Source organism: Pollutimonas harenae (genome assembly GCF_004153685.1).
GTDB lineage: Bacteria > Pseudomonadota > Gammaproteobacteria > Burkholderiales > Burkholderiaceae_B > Pusillimonas_C > Pusillimonas_C harenae.
In genome coordinates this window covers 122406-144222 of sequence record NZ_SDQD01000003.1, presented here as the reverse complement: position 1 = coordinate 144222, position 21817 = coordinate 122406, and the positions used below count along the sequence as shown (strand labels likewise).

Here is a 21817-nt window from a genome sequence, read left to right as displayed (position 1 = left end):
AGCCTATGACATCAAGCCAGGTCTATGGGCCCGGTGCTGGCCAGCCCGTGCTGTCGGTCCATGATCTTTCTGTCCAGATTACCAGTGACGCCGGCACTGCCCAGGCCGTTAAATCGTTGGGTCTGGCCATAGCGCAGGGTCAGACATTTGCACTGGTAGGTGAGTCCGGTTGCGGCAAAAGCATGACAGCCCTGGCTTTGCTGCGCCTGTTACCTGAGGCGGGCCGGATCGCTGCGGGCCGAATTCAACTTGGGCAAACCGAGTTGAATAGTCTGTCTGAACAAGGCATGCGTAAGGTGCGAGGAGGGCAGGTAGGCATCATATTCCAGGAGCCTTCCACCAGCTTGAATCCGGTACTGACAGTAGGGCAGCAGTTGTTTGAAACCTTGCAGGTACATACCTCTTATCGTGGAAAAGCGTTAAAACAGCGCGCTGCCTGGTGGCTGGCGCGGGTCGGCATCCCCGACGCAGAAAGCCGTTTGCAAGATTATCCTTTCCAGTTTTCAGGCGGGCAGAAGCAGCGCATCATGATCGCCATAGCCCTGGCAGCTGAACCTCGGTTGCTGATTGCCGACGAGCCCACCACAGCGCTGGACGTGACCGTACAGGCACAGATATTGAATCTGTTGGCAGACATTCAGAAAGAAATGGGCCTGGCTATTCTGCTTATCACCCATGATCTGGCAGTCGTCAAGAATGTAGCCGACCATGTAGCATTGATGCGCTCGGGCGAAATTGTTGAAACCGTTGATGCGGCAAATTTTTTTGCATCGCCGCGCCATCCTTATGCGCGTGAATTGCTGGCCGCTATTCCCACATTCGCCAAGCGAGGCCAAGCCTTGTCCGCCAGCAGTTCGCATGCTTCGGCGACACCTTCGGCCAGCTCAACTGATGAGGGTGTCGTCAGAGCGGCGAAGCAGGGGGCTTCAGTAGCGGGGGAGCCGCTGCTGGCGGTGCGCAACTTGTCGGTGGCTTACGCGCGCAAACAAGGATGGTGGCAGCGCGGTGGCTCGTCCATCAGCATAGTAAAGGATGTCAGCTTCGACCTTAGGGCTGGGGAGACGCTGGCTTTATTGGGCGAGTCGGGTTGTGGCAAGACGACCACAGCCAAAGCTTTGTTGCGTTTGCTGGATAAAACGGCGGTGGTGGAGGGCCAGGCCAGCCTGGCTGGCACCAGTCTGCTCGATGCGTACGGCAGGCGCTTGCAGCGTTTGCGTCAATCCATACAAATCGTTTTCCAGGACCCTTATGCCTCGCTCGACCCCCGCATGCTGGTGGGTGAAATACTAGATGAAGGTATAGCGGCTTTGCGCCCCGAACGGTCACGCCAGCAGCGTCAGGCGCAGATACGAGCGTTGCTTGATCGAGTAGGCTTGCCCAACAATACAGCAAGCCGCTATCCGCACGAGTTTTCGGGTGGTCAGCGCCAGCGTGTCGCGATCGCGCGCGCATTGGCGGTCGAGCCCGCCGTGCTGGTTTGTGATGAACCCACCTCAGCACTTGATGTTTCAGTGCAGGCGCAAATACTCGATTTACTGAAATCTCTGCAGGCTGATTTCAATATTTCTTATCTCTTTATTACGCATAATTTTGGTGTGGTTGAATACCTGTCTGACCGGATTGCCATCATGCATGATGGCCGGATTATCGAATCCGGCACCACGGAAAGCGTCCTGACTTCGCCGTCTCACCCTGAAACTGCCCGCTTGCTGGCGGCGGTTCCCCGTTTATAGGCGGCAAAAACCATTGTGTTCTTTAGTAGAAACGGAGTATTGGGTGCTGTTACGACTTCGCGTGCTACGGCCCTGGCATCCTGCACAGCCCTCAATACATCGGGCTTAAAGCGGAGAATGGCTGAGGCCACCTATAATGGCCATGGCGCTTGAAAGGCATAGTGCCAGGCAGTAATGATCTTGTGCCTTGAATTTGGGCATTACGCCCGCATATGGTTGTTATGTCATTAAAAGTTTTCGATCTTCAGTGCGACCAAGACCATGTCTTTGAGGGCTGGTTCGGCTCGGCTGACAACTACGAGTCACAGCAGGCCGGCGGTCTGCTCAGTTGTCCTGTCTGCAACAGTCGTCAAATCAGCAAAAAGCTGTCGGCGCCCAGGCTGAATGTCAGCCATATCAAAGAAACGGCTGCACCAAGCGCTGGGGCAGGCAATGCGGTGGCTGCGCCCAGTTCAAGCCAGGTGGCACAATTGCAAGCTCAGGTTTTACGCCATATTCGCCAGATGATACGCAGCACTGAAGATGTCGGTGTGCGTTTCGCGCAGGAAGTACGCAGCATGCACGAAGGCGAGACTGAAGAGCGCGCCATACGGGGTGTTGCCACGCAGGAAGAGCGCGAAGAGCTGGCCAATGAGGGCATCAGCGTGATGCCCATACCCGACTTTCTAGACGACGAGCGCCTGCAATAAGCCCACAGACGCAAGTATAGAAAGGCAGAATGTAAAAAAAGCGGCTGATGCCGCTTTTTTTACATTACCCGGCTGCGGTATTCCCCGGTGCGGGTATCGATCTCGATTTTGTCGCCGATATTGCAGAACAGTGGGACGGCGATTTCCATGCCCGTGTTGGTCTTGGCAGGTTTCAGCACCTTGCCGGACGTGTCGCCCTTGACGGCAGGTTCGGTGTAGGTGATTTCGCGCACGACAATAGTGGGCAAAGAAACCGAGATGGCGCGACCGTCGTAGAAAACGACTTCCACGGTCATGCCTTCTTCAAGGTAGTCCAGTGCATCGCCCATGCTTTCGGCTTCGACTTCGTACTGGTTGTACTCTTCGTCCATGAATACATACATGGGATCCGCAAAGTACGAGTAGGTGCACTCTTTATTTTCAAGTACGACGATTTCAAATTTTTCGTCAGCCTTTGAAACCGATTCGCTGCCCGAACCTGTGAGCAGATTCTTGAATTTCAACTTGACGACAGCCGAGTTGCGGCCTGACTTGTTGTATTCGGCTTTCTGTACGACGAGCGGATCGTTGCCGACCATCACGACGTTACCAACGCGCAGTTCTTGTGCGGTTTTCATAAATTTAAAAACTCCGGGGTTTCAAGTGCTCCGCCAGATACTGCTGCCGGGCCGAAGCAAGACTTACTAAACCGAGCATTTTAACCGTTTCGTCGTCCAAGCGCTTGAGCGAGGATGAAAAATCCTCGCTCAAGTGTTGATGGGCTTATTTGGCAGCGCCTGTCAGGGTGCTGTAGCTATTCATTAGATTACGGTAATCGGGAATGTGGTTTGAGAACAGGGTGCCAAGCCCCTCGATGTCGTTACGCCAGTCACGGTGCAGTTCGCAAGCGGCGCCGAACCAGGTCAGGATTTGTGCGCCAGCCTGCTCCAGACGGGTCCAGGCCGCTTGTTGGGTCATGCTGTTGAAGGTGCCGGATGCATCGGCAATGACGAATACGTCGAATCCTTCTTCCAGGGCAGACAGCGCCGGGAAGGCCACGCATACCTCAGTCACGACCCCCGCAATGATGAGTTGCTTCTTGCCTGTGGCCTTGACGGCCTGGAGGAAATCCTCGTTATCCCAGGCATTGATCTGGCCGGGACGAGCAATGTAAGGCGCATCGGGAAATTTTTCCTTTAACTCAGGCACGAGCGGGCCATTGGGGCCGTCTTCGAAGCTGGTGGTGAGAATGGTGGGTAGCTTGAAGTATTCAGCCATGTCCGCCAGAGCCAGTACATTGTTCTTGAACTTGTCCGGGTCGATATCGCGGACCAATGACAGCAGTCCGGTTTGGTGGTCTACCAACAATACGGCAGCGTTGTCTTTGTCGAGACGTACATAGGGTTTCTTGCTCATGGAGCTTTCCTTGCAGAGTAGGGGGGGCGAAAAAGTACGAGATGATCAAGGGTGAGCGCCGGTTTCGCCCAAGCCGTGCTCGATCGGTGAAATATGGCCAAACCGGCCACTACGAAAGTCTGCGAAAGCTTGCTGGATCTCTGCTTCGGTGTTCATGACAAAAGGGCCATGACCCACCACAGGCTCGTCAATCGGTTCGCCCGACAGCCACAGTAGTGTGGCATCGTTATTGGCTTCCAGGTGTACAGTGCTGCCGGCACGTTCCATATGTACCAGTTGGCCGGCACGGGCCACTTCCTGCCCATTGACGAGTACTGTGCCACGCAGTACGACGAGCGCCAACGTATGGCCGGCACGGGCCGTCAGCGTTGTGGCAGCCGAGGCATTCAGGCGTATATCCCATACGTCAATGGGTGTGAAGGTCCGTGCCGGACCAAGAGCGGTGTCGTACTCGCCCGCAATCACGCGCAGGTGGCCGGCGCCATCGGGCAAGGCCATGGCCGGAATGTCGCGGTCCAGAAGCGTCTGATAGCCTGGTGCGCCCATCTTGTGCCTGGCAGGCAGGTTGACCCATAGTTGCACCATCTCCAGTGGCCCGCCGCGGCGGGCGAATGCGTCGGAATGAAACTCCTCGTGCAGGATGCCGGAGGCTGCCGTCATCCACTGCACGTCGCCAGGGCCGATGGTGCCGCCTGCTCCGGTCGAGTCGCGATGGGCGACTTCGCCGTCGTAGACTATCGTCACGGTTTCGAATCCGCGGTGGGGGTGTGTGCCAACGCCGCGCCGAGTGGTGGTGGAGGCGAAGACTTGCGGTCCGGCGTGATCCAATAACAGAAAGGGACTCAATGCCTTGCCGTGATCACCGTAGCTGAATAGGGAGCGCACCGGAAACCCATCACCGACCCAATGTGGACGTGGGGCTTCGTAGACGCCGAGGATTTTTTTGAGCATGGTTCTCTCCATTTGCAGAATCACCCGCTTGCGGCTTGATGTGATTCGTTGAACATGGAGACTAGTGTAAATTTAGAACGATATTCCGAATAGGGCGTAATATTCAGTCTCATCGTTCTATTTTTAAGACTATGAAAATACCAGACCTGAATGAGCTGTACTACTACGCCAAAGTGGTGGAGCATGGCGGCTTCGCGCCGGCGGGGCGCGCTCTGGGTATCCCGAAGTCTAAGCTGAGCCGCCGGGTGGCGCTGCTGGAAGAGCGCCTTGGTGCACAGCTTTTACTGCGCTCGACGCGCAGCTTTACCGTCACGGAGGTGGGCAAGCGCTACTACGAGCATTGCCGGGCCATGTTGACGGAAGCTGAGGCGGCGGAAGAATTTGTGGCGCTGACGCATGCCGAACCTTGCGGGGTGGTGCGTATAAGCTGCCCCGTCGCATTGCTGGCTGCGCGAGTCGGCAGCATGCTGGGCCAGTTCATGGCGCAATATCCACGTGTCGTGCTGCACGTGGACGAAACCAATCGACGCGTGGACGTCGTGGGCGAAGGCATGGACCTGGCCATCCGTGTACGTCCACCACCATTACAAGACAGCGATCTGATACTCCGTATCCTGGCCGAGCGGCGGCAATACCTGGTGGCCGCACCAGAGTTGATGGAGCGTTGCGGCCGGCCCTCCGGTCCCATGGACTTATCAAGCTGGCCGAGCCTGGATATGGGGGCGCCGCAAGAAACCCACCGCTGGCTGTTGCAGGGACCGGACGGTGGACGCGCCGAGGTGCGCCTCACTCCGCGCTATGTCACGCAGTCTATGGTGGCCCTGCGTGATGCCGCCATCAGTGGCGTGGGCGTAGTGCAATTGCCAGCCATGTTTATCCGCGATGAGCTGGATGGCGGCATGTTAGTCAGGGTCCTGCCCGACTGGGAGCCGCGGGCGGAGGTCATTCATGCCGTCTATGCGTCGCGTCGAGGCCAATTGCCGGCCGTGCGTTTGTTGCTGGATTTTCTGGTGCAGGCATTTCGGGACATCTCGGAAGAGTAAGGAATAAGTCCCCCGTACACAATTATTGTGGTCAATCTTGATGCGTCAGCGGAACGGGCGCCGGAGCGTCTTACTAGCCGACATTTGTCTTGCGGGCTTTGGCAAACGTCACCAGTTGACCGGCCAGGTCCGGTAACTGCGTAAGCTGGCGGCTCCAGGCTGTACTGGCACCTTGCCACTCGGTCCAGGCGGACGAGGCCAGGGCCTGCTGCAGCAAGGTACCGCAGGCCTGATCATTGTGCTGATTCCAGGCTTTCAGCAGGTGGGCAATGGGTGGCCTGAACGGCGACAGCGCAAGCCATGCATCCAGTTTCACCATGTGGGCATCGTCCTCCTGCGGATAAATATGCCAGAGCAGAGGCTTGCCGGCCCATAGGGCGCGCACCAGCGAGTCTTCGCCGCGCACACAGTTCAGGTCGCTGCTCCAGAGCAAGCGGTCGAAATCGGGTTGGCTGACGAAGGGCATGCCGTGAACGTAGACAGAGCCATGCTGTCCGCGGGCCAGTTCAGGACACACTCCCGAAGGCACCAGAATGATGGATGGTGTTGCGTCGTTTGACAGGGCGTGCAGCAAGCCGGCAGTGGGCAACCCGGGATAGGCGAACAGCAGGATTTGTCTTGCGCCCGCATGCAGTTGTGCAATACGGGCTTCGGGCAGGCCGATGTCGCGCAGCAAGCGGTGTCGCTGGGCAGGGTCGGCCAGCCAGGCATCGCGATCCGCCAGTAGGCTTTTTTCGCGCAGTAGCCCGCCGGTAGCTGGCGTGAATCCGGGAAAGAAGAAGGCTTTGCTTAGGCCATTGGCTTGCAGCGAGGGCAGCGCGTGGCAGGACTCCACCCACGGCTCGGCACTCAGGTATTCCAGATTGATCCAGAGACTGCGTCGCTCGATCATGCGTTCAATAAAGTGGGGTGGCGGATCGCAGGCAAAGGCCTCGATGACAATCTCATGGGGCATCAGGTCGGGCGCTGCCGATGTCCAGTGCACAATGTCCACGCCCGCCAAGGAGGCGGGATCTGCCACAGCGTTCAGTCTTGGTTCGATACGTGCAAAGCTGTGCAGGTCATCCACCCAAAGACGGACCGCCTTGACGCCGGTTGTGCTAGCCAGTTGTTTAGCAAGACGCCAGCACACACCGATGTCGCCGAAGTTGTCGACAACCCTGCAAAATATATCGAAGCTCAACCGGCCCATTGGGTCCTGTCAACGGCTCTCGGCCCTAGTGGAAGTGAATCGGAGTCAGATCTGTTTCTTCGGGCAGCTCAGGATGCAGCATCTCGCCGATGGCATTGGGGAAATATGGGGCGCCGCAGTCGTCGCAGAACTCGGGGGTATAGACGCCAGGCAGGCGGCGGATGTCGGACACACCCATTTCCTTGAGTAATGCCGCAATTTCGTCGGGTACATCGATATGGCCGGCTTCCAAACCGTCGGATGCGGCTTCTTCTTTACTGAGTACGGGCCAGATGCAGCCATAGATGACTTCGTTACCCTGGTGGGTGCTGAAACCTATGCGGTATTCTTCGATGGCGCTGTCGCCACAGCCTGCAATGACTGCTCGTAGTTCGCCGCCAGCCAGTTGTGCCGCGGTTTGCAGCCATGTGACCGCCGCCTTGAGGGCCAGCGGACGTATGCGCCGGTCTGCTTCGCGGCTGTTGACGTAATAGGCATCGGGTTGCAGGAACTCTACATGGCATCCTGTAAATAGTGGGGCCAGGATAGCAGTGCTGCTTTCTGCCCAGGACTCATGGCATTGCTCCCGTGATACAAATGTATTGGCGTCTTGCCTGGTCTGCCAGCGAAACAAGGGCTGACCTTTGGGAACGACAATGACACCCACCAGAAAGCGGGCGTCGGCCAGCAGGCTTTCAAGTTCGCTGGGCAGCTTGATTGGGTGCGCTTCATTGCTGATGCCCAGAGCCTGTTGGACCAGATGCTGTATCCAGGCACGAGTTTCCTGAAAGGTTTGCGGCATTTGGTCGAAATTGACCAGACGGGGAACCATGGCAAGCCGGGCATCGGGCGCCACCACGCAGGCCTGCATCTGCGATATCAGGCCATCAAGCTGCGTCTCAGTGAGTTCGCCCTGCGGAAGCTGATAGCGGGTCCAGGCCACCAAAGGCGCTGAAAACAGCAAGGCATCGTATTCGACGCCTTCATGCGTCAGGCTGGTGGATTCGGAAAGAGTTTCGGCTTGCTCGACCAATATTTCGTAGGCATTGATATCGGTGCCAAGCAGATGATCCAGTGCGGTTTCAACTGTCTTGTTCTTTTTGGCAAGCAGGATTTTATTTAACTGAACGGCCAACAGGCCTTCCCAGTATATGTCTTCCAGCCGGCTTCCGGAGCGAGCCAGCGCTTCCGTCAGGGTCAGAAGACGTTGTGCATCGCGGGATAAACGGGGCGGCGTAGTAGCAGGCATAAGGATGCATCAAAGGTGTAGCGAATAATCACACTAGTGTACCGCTTTCATCCTGGCGTCAGGCATAGCGCAGCACAGGCATGAGCGCAAAAAAAGCTCCCGATATGTATCGGGAGCTTTTGTCGCCAAAGGCGTTCAAGTCATCAGACGCTGACCGAGTCGGCGATTTCCTTGAAGTCTTCGATTTGATCGAAGTTCATGTAGCGGTAGATTTGCTCGCCATTGTCATTGAGCACGCCCATGTCGGCCATGTATTCCTCGCGAGTAGGGATGCGACCTAGGCGCGAGCAAATGGCGGCCAGTTCGGCTGAGCCCAGGAATACATTGGAGTTCTTGCCCAGACGGTTGGGGAAGTTGCGGGTGCTGGTGGACATGACCGTGGCGCCTTCGCGCACTTGGGCCTGGTTGCCCATGCACAGCGAGCAGCCCGGCATTTCCATGCGAGCACCTGCGCCGCCCAGGACACCGTAGTGACCTTCTTCAGTCAGCTGCTTCTGGTCCATTTTGGTGGGAGGAGCCACCCACAACTTGGTGGGGATGTCGCGTTTGCCTTCCAGCAGCTTGGAGGCTGCGCGGAAGTGCCCGATATTGGTCATGCAGCTGCCGATGAAAACTTCATCGATAACCGTGCCAGAGACGTCGGACAGTGTTTTGACGTCGTCAGGATCGTTCGGGCAGGCAACGATGGGTTCGTGCACGTCGGCCAGATCAATGTCAATGACAGCCGCGTATTCTGCGTCGGTATCGGGTTCGAGCAACTGGGGATTGGCCAGCCAGGCTTCCATGGCCTTGATGCGGCGACCCAGAGTACGCTCGTCTTCATAGCCATTGGCGATCATCCATTTCAGCAAAGTGATATTGCTGTTGATGTACTCGATGATGGGCTCTTTGTTCAGGCGTACGGTACAACCGGCTGCAGAACGTTCGGCCGAGGCATCGGTCAGTTCGAAGGCTTGCTCGATCTTCAGGTTAGGCAGGCCTTCGATTTCAAGGATGCGGCCCGAGAAGATGTTTTTCTTGCCTTGCTTGGCAACAGTCAGCAGGTCTTGCTTGATGGCATATAGCGGAATCGCATTGACCAGGTCGCGCAGGGTGACGCCAGGCTGCATTTCACCCTTGAAGCGCACCAGTACCGACTCGGGCATGTCCAGAGGCATGACGCCTGTGGCAGCCGCAAAAGCCACCAGACCGGAGCCTGCGGGGAAGCTGATACCTATGGGGAAACGGGTGTGCGAGTCGCCACCGGTACCCACGGTGTCGGGCAACAGCATGCGGTTCAGCCACGAGTGGATGATGCCATCGCCAGGACGCAGGGAAACGCCGCCGCGGGTGCTGATGAAATCGGGCAGTTCGTGATGTGTTTTGACATCGACAGGCTTGGGATAGGCTGCAGTATGGCAGAAAGATTGCATGACCAGATCAGCCGAGAAACCCAGGCAGGCCAAGTCTTTGAGCTCGTCGCGCGTCATGGGGCCAGTGGTATCCTGGCTGCCGACCGAGGTCATTTTGGGTTCGCAGTAAGTACCGGGGCGAACGCCTTGGCCTTCAGGCAGACCGCAGGCGCGGCCAACCATTTTTTGTGCCAATGAAAAACCCTTGCCGGAATCGACGGGATTTTGCGGTAGGCGGAATAGCGTGGAAGCGGGAAGACCCAGCGCTTCACGTGCCCTGGCCGTCAGGCCACGTCCGATAATAAGTGGAATACGTCCACCCGCACGAACTTCGTCGAACAGGACGTCGGACTTGACCTGAAACTCTGCAACGACTTTGCCGTTTTTCAGGGCCTTGCCTTCGTAGGGACGCAGTTCGATGACATCGCCCATTTCCATTTCTGAAACGTCCAGCTCGATAGGCAATGCACCGGCGTCTTCCATGGTGTTGTAGAAGATGGGTGCAATTTTGCTGCCCAGACAGACACCGCCGAAGCGCTTGTTGGGCACGAAGGGGATGTCTTCGCCGGTAAACCACAAAACCGAGTTGGTTGCGGATTTGCGCGACGAGCCTGTACCGACCACATCGCCCACGTAGGCGACCAGATGGCCTTTTTCTTTGAGAGCTTCAATGAACTGGACAGGACCGCGCTTGCCGTCTTCTTCGGGCTCGAATGCGGCGCCATCACGGCGGTTCTTGAGCATGGCCAGAGCGTGCAACGGGATGTCGGGACGCGTGGTGGCATCAGGTGCCGGCGACAAATCGTCGGTGTTGGTTTCGCCTGGAACCTTGAATACGGTGATGGTCAGGCTTTCGGGGACCTCGGGGTGGCTGGTGAACCATTCGGCATCGGCCCAGCTTTGCAAAATGGCTTGTGCGTACTTATTGCCATTCGTAGCCTTTTCCTGGATGTCGTGAAAGGCATCGAATACCAGCAGGGTTTTCTTCAGGCCTTCGGCAGCAACCGGAGCCAGCTCGTCGTTATCGAGCAACTCGATCAGTGGGCCAATGTTATAGCCGCCCAGCATCGTGCCCAGCAGTTCGGTGGCGTGCTTGCGATCGATCAGGGAGCAAGTTTCTTTGCCCAACGCAATGGCCGCCAGGTAAGAGGCCTTGACCTTGGCTGCGTCGTCAACCCCTGCGGGGACACGGTGGGTGAAGAGGTCGAGCAGAACGCCTTCTTCGCCTGCGGGCGGTGCCTTGAGCAGCTCGATCAGATCAGCGGTTTGTTGCGCGGACAGCGCAAGAGGGGGAATGCCCAGCGCGGCGCGCTCGGCCACGTGTTGGCGATAATTTTCCAGCATATGCATGCCCTTGATTCTAAGAGAGTTGGGAATGAAGTGACCCCTCAATTGTAAGGTGAAGCTGCGTCGGAAGCAAATGTCTTATATCTTATATAAGACTTGAGGGGCGGCACTGTAGCTTTAAAGGGAAAACATGCAAGCAATAGGCATGCCACGATTTGTTTAAAAGCTTTGTCCAGTGCAAATCAGGCAAGTAACGGCTGATATTGTGGATTTTTCTGGATGTAGGCGGCTACATAGGAGCAAACTGGCCGTACGAGCCAGCCATGGTCGTTGGCGGCTTCGAGAGCGGCCTGGGCCAGATCGGCAGCAATGCCGCGCCCGCCTACCGCTTCGGGCACACCTGTGTGCAGTATCGACATGACGCCATTCTGAAGCTCGTATACCAGCTCGCAGGATACCCCGTCTTCGACCCATTCAAAGCGTTGTGCGGCTTGATCGTGTTGTACAGCGCGGCTCATAGTGTGAAAGTCCTGGAGATAAAGAATATTTGTTGAAATCAGGCCATTTTCAGGAGGATCAAGGCCCATAGCACCAGCATGGAGGCCAGGCCGACAAAGCAGCCACCCCATAAGCCGACCAGAGGCCATTTGATATGGATGGAGACGTCGGCGGGTTGCACATGAGCCAGGCGCTGGTTAGCGTCACGAATAATCCAGAATTTGGATTTGGGAAAGCTCAGACGCAAGAAATAGTCCAGCAAAATGGCTGCTTTGATGCTCAATGGAAAGCGTGCCCATGGGAACTTGTCCAGATAAGGGTGACGCAAGGTCTGATTGGTGATGCGCAGCCGAAAAAGAAACAGTACGCCCGCCGACACGACTGTTGTCAGGAAACAGGCAACCAGCAGCGTAAAGGAAAACGGCAGGGCATAGAAGGCAAGGTTGTCAAACATTTATCGGGTAGTAGAGCATTATCAATTACCCGATTGTACCGGTACCTGCCGGTACATTTTCTGGAGTGCACCTTTAAAGCAGACGAGCTTGCCTTGCTTGCCTCATGCTACGTACAAATCGACATATTCTTGAACCGGCATGCGTTCCAGAACCTGCTGGCCCATGGATGCATCGAGTATCCGTTGCTGTTGTTCGGCCGGAAAGCGGCGTGACAGATTTTTGCGGAACTTGGCCTCCAGCAGCGGTATACCCTCGTTGCGACGACGTTTGTGGCCGATCGGATACTCGCACACCACCTCGTCCATGATTGTTCCGTCATTCAGCTCAACAGTGAGCGCATTGGCGATTGAACGCTCTTCGGGGTTGTGGTAACTGGCGGTAAAGGTGGGGTCTTCGGTACAGATGATCTTTTCGCGCAAAGCGTCGATGCGAGTATCCGCGGCGATGTCATCTTCGTAGTCGGCTGCCGTCAGACGACCAAAGATCAGGGGTACCGCCACCATGTATTGTATGCAGTGATCACGGTCTGCCGGATTATTCAGCGGCCCTTTTTTGTCAATGATGCGGATGCAGGCCTCGTGGGTACGAATGGTGATCTTTCGGATGTCGGCGCTGCTCTTTCCTGCCTGAATCAGTTTCTGATGGAGAGCCATGGCGCATTCGACGGCGGTCTGAGAATGAAACTCAGCCGGGAAGGAAATCTTGAACAGTATGTTTTCCATGACATAGCTGCCATAAGGACGCTGGAACCGGAAGGGTTGTCCTTTGAACGACACGTCGTAGAAACCCCAGGTGGGCGCCGACAAAGCAGACGGATAGCCCATCTCGCCCGTCTTGGCCATGAGGGCCAGACGTACTGCACGGCTGGTGGCGTCTCCTGCCGCCCAGCTTTTGCGGCTGCCTGTATTGGGAGCATGACGATAGGTGCGCAGACTTTGTCCATCTACCCAGGCCAGTGAAACGGCATTGAGCGTTTCTTGCCGGCTCAGGCCCAGCATGAGTGAAACAACGGCTGTTGATGCTACTTTGACCAATACGACGTGATCAAGACCGACCTTGTTGAATGAATTTTCGAGTGCAATGCAACCCTGAATTTCGTGTGCTTTGATCATGGCAGTCAGCACGTCGCGCATTGTCAGGGGTGGCTTGCCGGCAGCGACGGCAGAGCGCGAAAGCCAGTCGGCCGTTGCCAATATGGCACCCAGATTGTCTGAGGGATGGCCCCACTCGGCCGCTAACCAGGTGTCGTTAAAGTCAAGCCAACGGACTATTGAGCCGATATCGAAAGCCGCTTTGACCGGATCAAGCTGGAACTGCGTACCGGGTACTTTGGCACCGTTGGGTACGACTGTGCCGTCTACGATGGGGCCTAGCAGTTTGGTGCAGGCCGGATACTCGAGCGCTTCGAGGCCGCAACCCAGGGTATCGATGAGGCAGTGGCGGGCGGTGTCGTAGGCGAGTGGGGAGGTAATGTTGTATTGCAGGGCATAGTCGACGATGTCGACCATGACTTGGTCCCATTCAGGGCGGGAGGCTGAAGACATGACAAGGGCTCCAGGTATGGGTGGTTGGCTGTAACCACTATACGCTCTGGTCAGATGCGAAGCCAATAAGGCCATTGGTGCTTTATGGTTGTATCTGGTGGGCGGCTTTGTTTTTGGTTTCTTGAGAAAGGCCCGTGAACAGGCGCTGTTCCGGCTAGGGCTACCCGCTACAACAGCCTGAGTTAAGAACAAAAAGGCTTCCCAGGAAAACGATAACCCCGACCAGATCGGCCCTCATAAAAAAACCCCGGCATAACCGGGGTCGTAGCGCTAGCTCTACAACAAGCAAGGGTCAGCCCTGAATCACCTCTCCGGGCACCCGCACCCATCCTTCCATCAGCACCCGTGCACTGCGGCTCATGATGGCCTTCTTCACCTTCCAGTCGTTGCCATCTTGCACCGCCTCGGCGCCGACCCGCAAAGTACCCGAAGGATGGCCAAAAGTGACCGCCTGACGTTCTTTGCCACCCGCCGCCAGATTGACCAGCGTACCAGGAATGGCTGCGGCGGTTCCGATGGCGACCGCCGCCGTTCCCATCATTGCGTGATGCAGCTTGCCCATGGACAAGGCGCGCACCACCAGATCAATGTCTGCACCAGCAACCGGCTTGCCACTGGACGCCGTGTAATTGGCCGGCTTGCCGACGAAAGCCACCTTGGGCGTATGCTGGCGCTTACCGGCTTCGCTCAGATCAGAGATAAGACCCATGCGCAACGCGCCATGAGCTCTGATGGTTTCGAACATCGCCAGGGCCTTGTCATCGCCATTGATGGCTTCCTGCAGCTCCAGGCCCGTGTAGCCGATGTCACTGGCATTGACAAAAACGGTCGGGATTCCCGCATTGATCATGGTTGCCTTCAGGGTACCCACCCCCGGAACCTCCAGGTCGTCGACCAGATTTCCCGTGGGGAACATGGCGCCGCCGGCGCCGTCCTCTTCGGCGGCCGGATCCATGAACTCAAGCTGAACTTCTGCGGCAGGGAAGGTCACCCCATCGAGCACAAAATCGCCGGTTTCTTGCACTGCACCCTGCGTCATGGGTACATGCGCAATAATCGTTTTGCCGATATTGGCTTGCCAGACACGTACCGTGGCAACGCCGTCCTGGGGAATGCGGCTGCTGTCTACCAGTCCGTTGCCGATGGCGAAAGGCCCCACGGCCGCAGACAGATTGCCACAGTTCCCGCTCCAGTCGATAAACGGCTTGTCGATGGAAACCTGGCCGAAAAGATAATCAATATCGTGATCGGGACGGCTGCTTTTGGACAGGATGACCGTTTTGCTGGTGCTGGACGTGGCGCCACCCATACCATCGGTGTGCTTGCCGTAGGGATCGGGGCTGCCAATCACTCGCAGCAGCAACGCATCGCGGACGGCACCGGGAACTTGCGCGGCTTCCGGCAGGTCTTGCAGTCGGAAAAAAACGCCTTTGCTGGTGCCGCCGCGCATATACGTGGCGGGTATCTTGATCTGGGCCTGGTGTGCCATGGATGTTCCTTTTTCTACTTTCCTTAATTGGCTGTTGCCGATTCGATGAAGTCCTGGGCAAAACGCTGCAACACACCGCCGGCTTCATAAATTGAAACTTCTTCGGCTGTGTCCAGACGACAAGTGACAGGCACCTCGACGCGCTCGCCATTCTGACGATTGATGACCAGAGTCAGCGTAGCCAGTGGGGTCGGCTTGCCTAATACATCGTAGGTTTCAGTGCCGTCGATATTGAGTGTGTTGCGGTTGGTGCCGGACTTGAATTCCAGCGGCAGCACACCCATACCCACCAGGTTGGTGCGGTGTATGCGCTCAAAGCCTTCGGCGGCAATCGCCTCTACACCCGCCAGGCGCACACCCTTGGCGGCCCAGTCGCGTGAAGAGCCTTGCCCATAGTCGGCGCCCGCCACAATGATCAGTGGTTGCTTGCGCTCCATATAGGTTTCGATGGCTTCCCACATGCGAACGACTTTGCCGTCTGGTTCGATACGCGCCAGCGAGCCTTGCTTGACTTGCCCATTTTCCTGCACCATTTCGTTCAGGAGCTTGGGGTTGGCAAAGGTAGCGCGCTGAGCGGTCAGGTGGTCACCCCGGTGGGTGGCATACGAGTTGAAGTCTTCTTCTGGCAAGCCCATCTTGGCCAGGTATTCGCCCGCTGCGCTGCTTGCCAAAATGGCGTTCGAGGGTGATAAATGGTCAGTCGTGATGTTGTCGCCCAACACGGCCAGGGGACGCATGCCCTTGAGCGTGCGTTCGCCTGCCAGAGCGCCTTCCCAATAGGGAGGGCAACGAATATATGTGCTTTGCGGACGCCATTCGTACAAGGGATTGAGCGCTTCGCCCTGGGCGACGCTGGCAGCAAACATAGGCTCGTAAACCATACGGAACTGCTCAGGCTTGACACTGGCTGCCACGATGGCATCGATCTCTTCGTCGGTGGGCCAGATGTCCTTTAGCGTAACAGGCTTGCCGTCTTGATCCGTGCCCAGAATATCTTTCTCGATATCGAAGCGGATGGTTCCGGCAATGGCATAGGCAACCACCAGAGGTGGCGAGGCCAGGAAAGCCTGCTTGGCGTAAGGATGGATGCGCCCGTCGAAGTTACGGTTGCCAGACAGTACCGCCGTCGCATACAGGTCGCGCTCAACCACTTCTTGCTGGATCTTGGGATCAAGCGCGCCGCTCATGCCATTACAGGTCGTGCAGGCAAAGCCCACAATGCCAAAGCCCAGCTGCTCGAGTTCGGGCAGCAGTTTTGCATCTTCCAGGTACAGTTGCACTGCCTTGGAGCCGGGGGCCAGCGAAGACTTGACCCACGGCTTGCGAGTCAGGCCACGCGCATTGGCATTGCGCGCCAGCAGGCCAGCGGCAATCACGTTGCGCGGATTGCTGGTGTTGGTGCAACTGGTGATGGCAGCGATGATGACAGCGCCATCGGGCATCAGGCCGGGTTCGTTCTCCACCACGCCGGAAATACCGCGCCCGGCCAGCTCGGATGTAGGTACGCGACGGTGCGGATTGGAGGGGCCGGCAATATTGCGTGTGACGGAAGACAAGTCGAACTTGAGCACGCGCTCGTATTGAGCCGTTTCCAGGCTGTCGGCCCATAGTCCGGTCAGCTTGGCGTAGTTTTCCACCAATTTGACTTGTTCGTCGTCGCGGCCCGTCAGTTTCAGGTAATCGATGGTTTGCTGATCGATATAGAATAGGGCGGCAGTGGCGCCGTATTCAGGCGTCATGTTGGAAATGGTTGCGCGGTCGCCCAGCGTCAGTCGGGCTGCGCCTTCGCCATAGAATTCCAGATAAGACGAGACGACTTTCTGGCTGCGCAGGAATTCGGTCAGGGCCAGCACCAGATCGGTGGCGGTAATGCCGGGCTGCAGCTTGCCGGTCAGCTCGACGCCGATGATGTCGGGCAGGCGCATCCACGAAGCACGGCCCAGCATCACGCTTTCGGCTTCCAGGCCGCCTACGCCGATGGCGATGACGCCCAGTGCGTCTACGTGCGGTGTGTGGCTGTCGGTGCCAACCAGGGTGTCGGGGAACGCTATGCCATCACGGGCGTGAATGACCGGCGACATGCGCTCGAGGTTGATCTGGTGCATGATGCCGTTGCCTGGTGGGATCACGTCGACATTCTTGAACGCTTTCTTGGTCCAGTTGATGAAGTGAAAGCGATCGTCGTTGCGACGGTCTTCGATGGCACGGTTCTTGGCGAAAGCATCTTTGTCGAAACCGCCATGCTCAACGGCCAGCGAGTGATCGACAATCAATTGGGTGGGGACTACCGGGTTGACTTGCGCTGGATCACCGCCTTGCTGGGCGATGGCCTCGCGCAGGCCGGCCAAGTCAACCAGCGCAGTCTGTCCAAGAATGTCGTGGCAGACGACGCGGGCGGGGAACCACGGAAAATCCAGGTCGCGTTTGCGTTCAATGAGCTGTTGCAGCGATGCCGTGAGGGTATCGGGATCGCAGCGGCGGACCAGATTTTCGGCCAATACGCGCGAGGTGTAAGGCAGGGTGGCGTAAGCACCAGGCTGAATGGCTTCGACCGCTGCGCGCGTGTCGAAGTAATCCAGCTTGGTGCCGGGCAGGGGTTTGCGGTATGCAGTGTTCATGACGGTCTAGCGTTTGTCCAGTGGAACGAACTTCTGATCTTCCGGGCCGACATAATTGGCGGTCGGGCGAATGATTTTGTTATCGATGCGCTGCTCGATGATGTGGGCTGACCAGCCTGCTGTACGGGCAATTACGAACAAAGGTGTGAACATGGACGTAGGCACGCCCATCATGTGGTAAGACACCGCCGAAAACCAGTCGAGGTTGGGGAACATTTTCTTGGCGTCCCACATGACTTCTTCCAGGCGCTCTGCGATTTCGTACATCTTGGTGTTCTGCTGCTTTTTGGACAGCTTGCGGGCGACTTCCTTGATGACTTTATTGCGTGGATCGGAAACCGTGTAGACCGGGTGTCCGAAGCCAATCACGACTTCTTTGTTTTCCACGCGACGACGAATGTCGGCCTCGGCTTCATCAGGCGTTTCATAGCGCTTCTGGATTTCGAAGGCAACTTCGTTTGCGCCACCATGCTTGGGGCCGCGCAAGGCGCCGATTCCGCCCGTAATGGCAGAGTACATATCGGAGCCGGTGCCGGCAATCACACGGCTGGTAAAGGTGGATGCATTGAACTCATGCTCCGCATACAGAATCAGCGACGTGTGCATGGCACGAACCCATTCATCGCTGGGCTTTTTACCGTGCAGCAGATGCAGGAAGTGGCCGCCTATGCTGTCGTCGTCGGTTTGCACGTCGATGTAGTGGCCATTGTGGCTATAGTGGTACCAGTACAGTAGCGCCGAGCCCAGATTGGCCATCAGGCGATCTGCGATGTCGCGTGCATCGGGCAGGTTGTGGTCGTCTTTCTCGGGCAGGATGCAGCCGAGCACCGAGACGGCCGTGCGCATGACATCCATGGGATGGCTGGCAGCGGGCAGGGCTTCAAGGGCGCTTTGGAGTTGAGCGGGAAGACCACGCAGTTTGCGCAGCTTTTCTTTGTATGCGTTCAGTTCCGACTTGTTGGGCAGCTTGCCGTGTATCAGCAAGTGGGCGATCTCCTCGAATTCGCTGGTTTCAGCCAGGTCAAGGATGTCGTAGCCTCGGTAATGCAGGTCGTTGCCGCTGCGTCCAACGGTGCACAGGGCTGTGTTGCCAGCCACCACACCGGACAATGCTACGGATTTTTTGACTTTGGGCTTGTTTTCTTGTGTTTCGGCGTTTGCCATGTCGCAACTCCTGAAAAGGTTATTTCGATTTGCCTTGCTGGAACAGGGCATCGAGTCGGGATTCAAATTCGTGGTAACCGATGCGATCATAAAGCTCGTCTCGGGTTTGCATCATGTCGACAACATTTTTCTGGTGGCCGTCGCGGCGTATGGCTTCGTATACCGTTTCGGCTGCTTTGTTCATCGCGCGGAAGGCTGACAGCGGATACAGTACCATGCCGACCCCGGCTGATTCGAGTTCATCAACGGTGAATAAAGGCGTCTTGCCAAACTCGGTAATATTGGCCAGCACTGGCACATTCAAGGCTTTGGAAAAGCGTTCGAAAGTGGCCAGATCGTAAGAGGCTTCGGCGAAGATGGCGTCCGCACCGGCTTCGACGCAGGCCGCGGCGCGTTCCAGGGCGGCGTCTACGCCTTCGACAGCAATAGCGTCGGTACGCGCGATGAGGAAGAAATTGCTGTCGGTACGTGCATCTACCGCGGCCTTGACGCGGTCAACCATTTCCTGGGCAGTCACGATTTCTTTTCCTGGGCGGTGGCCGCAGCGCTTGGCGCCAACCTGATCTTCAATGTGACAGGCGGCTGCACCGAACTTGATCAGGCTCTTGATGCTGCGGGCGATATTGAATGCCGAAGGGCCAAAACCGGTATCGATGTCTACCACCAGAGGCACATCGCACACGTCAGTAATGCGTCGTATGTCGGTCAGTACATCGTCCAGCGTATTGATGCCCAGATCGGGCAAGCCCAACGAACCTGCGGCAACACCGCCGCCAGACAGATAAATGGCTTTATAGCCTGCCCGCTTGGCCAGCAGCGCATGATTCGCGTTGATGGCACCAATAATTTGTAGTGGACGCTCTTCTTTCAAGGCTTGGCGAAACGATGCGCCGGCTGAGGTGGGTTGGGAAGTAGTAGGCACGTAGGGACCTCTCTGTTCAGTGATGGAGTAATGGCGTAGCCATTGGCGAATGACAGGATTAAAGCAATAAGCATGCCAGTTATCCTGATCTTGCGCTCAACACCAGGATATTCGCTAAGTGATAGTAGCAAAAAGGAAATTCCATGACTGTCAGGGGAAAGTTTTTTACGAATAAATGGCATGTTGTTTCAAATATGAAATAATAACGTTTCATGTTTCATTGATTCTGAAATAATTGAGGTGGATATGGCATTTTTTCCTGCTCTAGGGGGCTCTCGGCTGCGTATTGCGGCGGTTGGTTTTCTTGGCTTGCGCGCCTTGCTCGAAGAGCTGGCTCCCGGCTACAGTTCCCTGGCAGAAGTCGTGATTCTGGATAAGGCATACGGCGACGCGGTGGAAAGCATTGCCCATCTCAGGCAGGCGGGTGGTGTGGATGCGGTGGTGTCCGCCGGTTCCAATGGCAGTTTTTTGCGAGAGCACCTGGATTTGCCTGTCGTATTGGTCAAGCCTGGGGGCTTTGATGTCATGCAGGGGCTTGCGCGCGCTTCGGGCAAGGCGCAGCGGCTTGCTGTGGTCACATATGGCGAAGTGCCGTCCGAGCTGGCCCATTTCAACGAGCGATTTTCCCTGCAAGTCGATCTGCGCTCCTACACCACTGAAGAAGAGGCGGAAGCCTGTGTGCAGGAGTTGGCCGCCTCGGGGACTGAGGCTGTGGTCGCTCCCGGGCTGGTGGTTGATCTGGCACGATCCTACGGCCTGGAAGGAGTTTTGCTGTATTCGCGCGGTGCTGTGCGCGAAGCCATGGAGGGCGCTGTTGAAGTTGCGCGTATTGCCCGCCTGGAAGCGGCAAAACGCGAGAAACTCAGCACGATATTAGGGCATCTCAAGGACGGCGTCGTCGCGGTAAACCTTGATGAACGCATAGAAACGATCAATCCCGAAATGGAATCCATTATCGGCCTGTCGGCCGCGCAGCTTATTGGTCAGCGGCTGGGAGACGTGCGCAGCGAGCTGAGTCTTGCCGGCACCTTGCGTACCGGCGAGGCCGTCGTCGAGCAGGTCCAGCAGGTCAACGGCAAGACGGTTGTCGTCACGCGCATGCCCATCGTCGAGCAAGGTCGGCAGACCGGCGCAGTGCTGATTTGCCAGGATCCGATCGCCATCCAGCGCCTGGACCGCAGCTTGCGATCACGTGCCCAGCCCGGCTCGCGTCATGCCCGGTATGGATTGTCCAACTTGATAGGGCAAAGCGAGGCGCTGCAGCGAGTCAGGCAACGAGCCCGGACCTGCGCGCAAAGCAGTGCAACCGTCCTGATCGTAGGCGAGAGCGGCACGGGTAAGGAGTTGCTGGCGCAGGGCATACACAATGCCAGCGCACGCCAATCGCAGCCCTTTGTGGCCATCAATTGTGCTGCCTTTCCTGAGACCTTGCTGGAAAGCGAGCTGTTCGGCTATGTGGATGGCGCGTTTACCGGGTCCAGCCGCGGTGGCAAGGTTGGCCTGTTCGAAGCGGCGCATACGGGTACGATTTTTCTTGATGAGATCGGCGACATGCCGTTGCCGCTGCAAACCCGCTTGCTGCGGGTGCTGCAGGAAAAGGAGGTGCTGCGCGTCGGTGCCACCGAGCCTACTCCCGTGGATGTGCGGGTGATTGCCGCCACCCATCGCAATATGGAGCAGCAGGTGGCCCAGGGCGAATTTCGCCAGGATCTCTATTACCGGTTGAATATCCTGCTGGTGCATTTGCCTCCATTAAGAGCGCGGCTGGCTGACTTGCCCATGCTGGCCAGCCATCTCGCCGACAAGATCGCCACCCGTTTGAACAATCGGAAATTGGCCGACGAAGGGCTGATAAACGTGCTGGTAGAGGCGGCGCAGGGGTATGACTGGCCGGGAAATATTCGTGAGCTCGAGAACCTGATAGAACGGACCATGGTGTTTCATGAGCCGTTGCGGATGGGTGGTCCCGTTACGCGGGAGGCGTTGCAAGAAATTGCACCCGAACTTTTCTCTTTGCGCGACGCCAAGCCGTCGCAGGCCTTGCGCAGCAGCCGCGCAGAGGCGGAACTGATGCTCCTGCGCGATGTGCTGAATGAGTGCGGCGGCAATCGGGAGCTTGCCGCGGAACGATTGGGTATCAGTCGCACGACTTTATGGCGCAAGCTCAGGCGGTTGAATGAGTTGAAACCATGATTTTTGTTCACAGGGTGGCCGTGTG

17 protein-coding genes are annotated in these 21817 nt (G+C 57.1%); 4 read left to right on the top strand and 13 right to left on the bottom strand.

Going from position 1 to position 21817, the window contains the following annotated elements; genetic code table 11:
* Window positions 1–5: 5 nt before the first annotated feature.
* Both ERD84_RS13385 and ERD84_RS13380 read left to right on the top strand, forming a co-directional pair.
* Entirely contained in the window at window positions 6–1733 is a 1728-nt protein-coding gene (locus ERD84_RS13385) for an ABC transporter ATP-binding protein (protein ID WP_130040175.1), read from the top strand.
* Window positions 1734–1954: 221 nt separating this feature from the next.
* A complete protein-coding gene (locus tag ERD84_RS13380; protein WP_130040174.1) occupies window positions 1955–2422 on the top strand; it encodes a DUF1178 family protein in 468 nt (155 codons plus the stop codon).
* Between the two features lie 59 nt (window positions 2423–2481).
* Here the strand turns inward: ERD84_RS13380 and efp are convergent, their stop codons facing one another.
* From efp to ERD84_RS13365, 3 genes are all read right to left on the bottom strand, one after another.
* Window positions 2482–3039, bottom strand: coding sequence for an elongation factor P (gene efp, locus ERD84_RS13375; protein WP_130040173.1), 558 nt, complete (start codon window positions 3037–3039; stop codon window positions 2482–2484).
* Between the two features lie 145 nt (window positions 3040–3184).
* Complete coding sequence (ycaC, locus tag ERD84_RS13370; protein ID WP_130040172.1) at window positions 3185–3817, bottom strand: isochorismate family cysteine hydrolase YcaC; 633 nt, start codon at window positions 3815–3817, stop codon at window positions 3185–3187.
* A gap of 45 nt (window positions 3818–3862) precedes the next feature.
* Window positions 3863–4768 carry a pirin family protein gene (locus ERD84_RS13365; protein ID WP_130040171.1) on the bottom strand — a complete coding sequence of 302 codons (906 nt, stop codon included), beginning with the start codon at window positions 4766–4768 and terminating at the stop codon, window positions 3863–3865.
* Window positions 4769–4899: 131 nt separating this feature from the next.
* On the opposite strand from ERD84_RS13365, the gene ERD84_RS13360 reads away from it, so the two are divergent.
* Window positions 4900–5811, top strand: a complete 912-nt coding sequence (locus ERD84_RS13360) for a LysR family transcriptional regulator (RefSeq protein WP_130040170.1) — start codon at window positions 4900–4902, stop codon at window positions 5809–5811.
* A gap of 73 nt (window positions 5812–5884) precedes the next feature.
* Here the strand turns inward: ERD84_RS13360 and earP are convergent, their stop codons facing one another.
* The 10 genes from earP to prpB all read right to left on the bottom strand — a co-directional run bounded on the left by earP (window position 5885) and on the right by prpB (window position 19599).
* Window positions 5885–6994 carry an elongation factor P maturation arginine rhamnosyltransferase EarP gene (gene earP, locus ERD84_RS13355; RefSeq protein ID WP_371743177.1) on the bottom strand — a complete coding sequence of 370 codons (1110 nt, stop codon included), beginning with the start codon at window positions 6992–6994 and terminating at the stop codon, window positions 5885–5887.
* Between the two features lie 34 nt (window positions 6995–7028).
* Entirely contained in the window at window positions 7029–8231 is a 1203-nt protein-coding gene (locus tag ERD84_RS13350) for a DUF2863 family protein (protein ID WP_130040168.1), read from the bottom strand.
* Between the two features lie 143 nt (window positions 8232–8374).
* Window positions 8375–10966, bottom strand: a complete 2592-nt coding sequence (gene acnB, locus ERD84_RS13345) for a bifunctional aconitate hydratase 2/2-methylisocitrate dehydratase (protein WP_130040167.1) — start codon at window positions 10964–10966, stop codon at window positions 8375–8377.
* Window positions 10967–11151: 185 nt separating this feature from the next.
* Window positions 11152–11427: a GNAT family N-acetyltransferase gene (locus ERD84_RS13340; RefSeq protein WP_130040166.1), complete on the bottom strand. Its 276-nt coding sequence runs from the start codon at window positions 11425–11427 to the stop codon at window positions 11152–11154.
* A gap of 38 nt (window positions 11428–11465) precedes the next feature.
* Window positions 11466–11861 (bottom strand): hypothetical protein, encoded by a 396-nt coding sequence (locus ERD84_RS13335; protein ID WP_130040165.1) that lies wholly within the window; start codon window positions 11859–11861, stop codon window positions 11466–11468.
* A 102-nt stretch (window positions 11862–11963) separates the two neighbouring features.
* On the bottom strand, window positions 11964–13406 hold the full coding sequence (locus tag ERD84_RS13330) for a bifunctional 2-methylcitrate dehydratase/aconitate hydratase (protein ID WP_130040164.1): 1443 nt from the start codon (window positions 13404–13406) through the stop codon (window positions 11964–11966).
* A 292-nt stretch (window positions 13407–13698) separates the two neighbouring features.
* Window positions 13699–14895 carry a 2-methylaconitate cis-trans isomerase PrpF gene (gene prpF / locus ERD84_RS13325; protein WP_130040163.1) on the bottom strand — a complete coding sequence of 399 codons (1197 nt, stop codon included), beginning with the start codon at window positions 14893–14895 and terminating at the stop codon, window positions 13699–13701.
* 23 nt (window positions 14896–14918) lie between these two features.
* Window positions 14919–17513 (bottom strand): Fe/S-dependent 2-methylisocitrate dehydratase AcnD, encoded by a 2595-nt coding sequence (gene acnD / locus ERD84_RS13320; RefSeq protein WP_130040162.1) that lies wholly within the window; start codon window positions 17511–17513, stop codon window positions 14919–14921.
* 6 nt (window positions 17514–17519) lie between these two features.
* Window positions 17520–18677 (bottom strand): bifunctional 2-methylcitrate synthase/citrate synthase, encoded by a 1158-nt coding sequence (prpC, locus tag ERD84_RS13315; RefSeq protein WP_130040161.1) that lies wholly within the window; start codon window positions 18675–18677, stop codon window positions 17520–17522.
* A 19-nt stretch (window positions 18678–18696) separates the two neighbouring features.
* Complete coding sequence (prpB, locus tag ERD84_RS13310; RefSeq protein ID WP_130040160.1) at window positions 18697–19599, bottom strand: methylisocitrate lyase; 903 nt, start codon at window positions 19597–19599, stop codon at window positions 18697–18699.
* A gap of 246 nt (window positions 19600–19845) precedes the next feature.
* Here prpB and prpR point away from each other — a divergent pair, with 246 nt between their 5' ends.
* A complete protein-coding gene (gene prpR, locus ERD84_RS13305; protein ID WP_130040159.1) occupies window positions 19846–21792 on the top strand; it encodes a propionate catabolism operon regulatory protein PrpR in 1947 nt (648 codons plus the stop codon).
* Window positions 21793–21817: the final 25 nt, after the last annotated feature.

What these genes read in the sequence shown, in the direction of transcription:
- prpF (WP_130040163.1), bottom strand. Translation starts at nt 14,895, where the DNA reads ATGGCACACCAGGCCCAGATCAAGATACCCGCCACGTATATGCGCGGC.
- ERD84_RS13360 (WP_130040170.1), top strand. Translation starts at nt 4,900, where the DNA reads ATGAAAATACCAGACCTGAATGAGCTGTACTACTACGCCAAAGTGGTG.
- ERD84_RS13330 (WP_130040164.1), bottom strand. Translation starts at nt 13,406, where the DNA reads ATGTCTTCAGCCTCCCGCCCTGAATGGGACCAAGTCATGGTCGACATC.
- ycaC (WP_130040172.1), bottom strand. Translation starts at nt 3,817, where the DNA reads ATGAGCAAGAAACCCTATGTACGTCTCGACAAAGACAACGCTGCCGTA.
- prpC (WP_130040161.1), bottom strand. Translation starts at nt 18,677, where the DNA reads ATGGCAAACGCCGAAACACAAGAAAACAAGCCCAAAGTCAAAAAATCC.
- ERD84_RS13365 (WP_130040171.1), bottom strand. Translation starts at nt 4,768, where the DNA reads ATGCTCAAAAAAATCCTCGGCGTCTACGAAGCCCCACGTCCACATTGG.
- ERD84_RS13340 (WP_130040166.1), bottom strand. Translation starts at nt 11,427, where the DNA reads ATGAGCCGCGCTGTACAACACGATCAAGCCGCACAACGCTTTGAATGG.
- ERD84_RS13335 (WP_130040165.1), bottom strand. Translation starts at nt 11,861, where the DNA reads ATGTTTGACAACCTTGCCTTCTATGCCCTGCCGTTTTCCTTTACGCTG.
- acnB (WP_130040167.1), bottom strand. Translation starts at nt 10,966, where the DNA reads ATGCTGGAAAATTATCGCCAACACGTGGCCGAGCGCGCCGCGCTGGGC.
- ERD84_RS13380 (WP_130040174.1), top strand. Translation starts at nt 1,955, where the DNA reads ATGTCATTAAAAGTTTTCGATCTTCAGTGCGACCAAGACCATGTCTTT.
- prpR (WP_130040159.1), top strand. Translation starts at nt 19,846, where the DNA reads ATGGCATTTTTTCCTGCTCTAGGGGGCTCTCGGCTGCGTATTGCGGCG.
- acnD (WP_130040162.1), bottom strand. Translation starts at nt 17,513, where the DNA reads ATGAACACTGCATACCGCAAACCCCTGCCCGGCACCAAGCTGGATTAC.
- efp (WP_130040173.1), bottom strand. Translation starts at nt 3,039, where the DNA reads ATGAAAACCGCACAAGAACTGCGCGTTGGTAACGTCGTGATGGTCGGC.
- ERD84_RS13385 (WP_130040175.1), top strand. Translation starts at nt 6, where the DNA reads ATGACATCAAGCCAGGTCTATGGGCCCGGTGCTGGCCAGCCCGTGCTG.
- ERD84_RS13350 (WP_130040168.1), bottom strand. Translation starts at nt 8,231, where the DNA reads ATGCCTGCTACTACGCCGCCCCGTTTATCCCGCGATGCACAACGTCTT.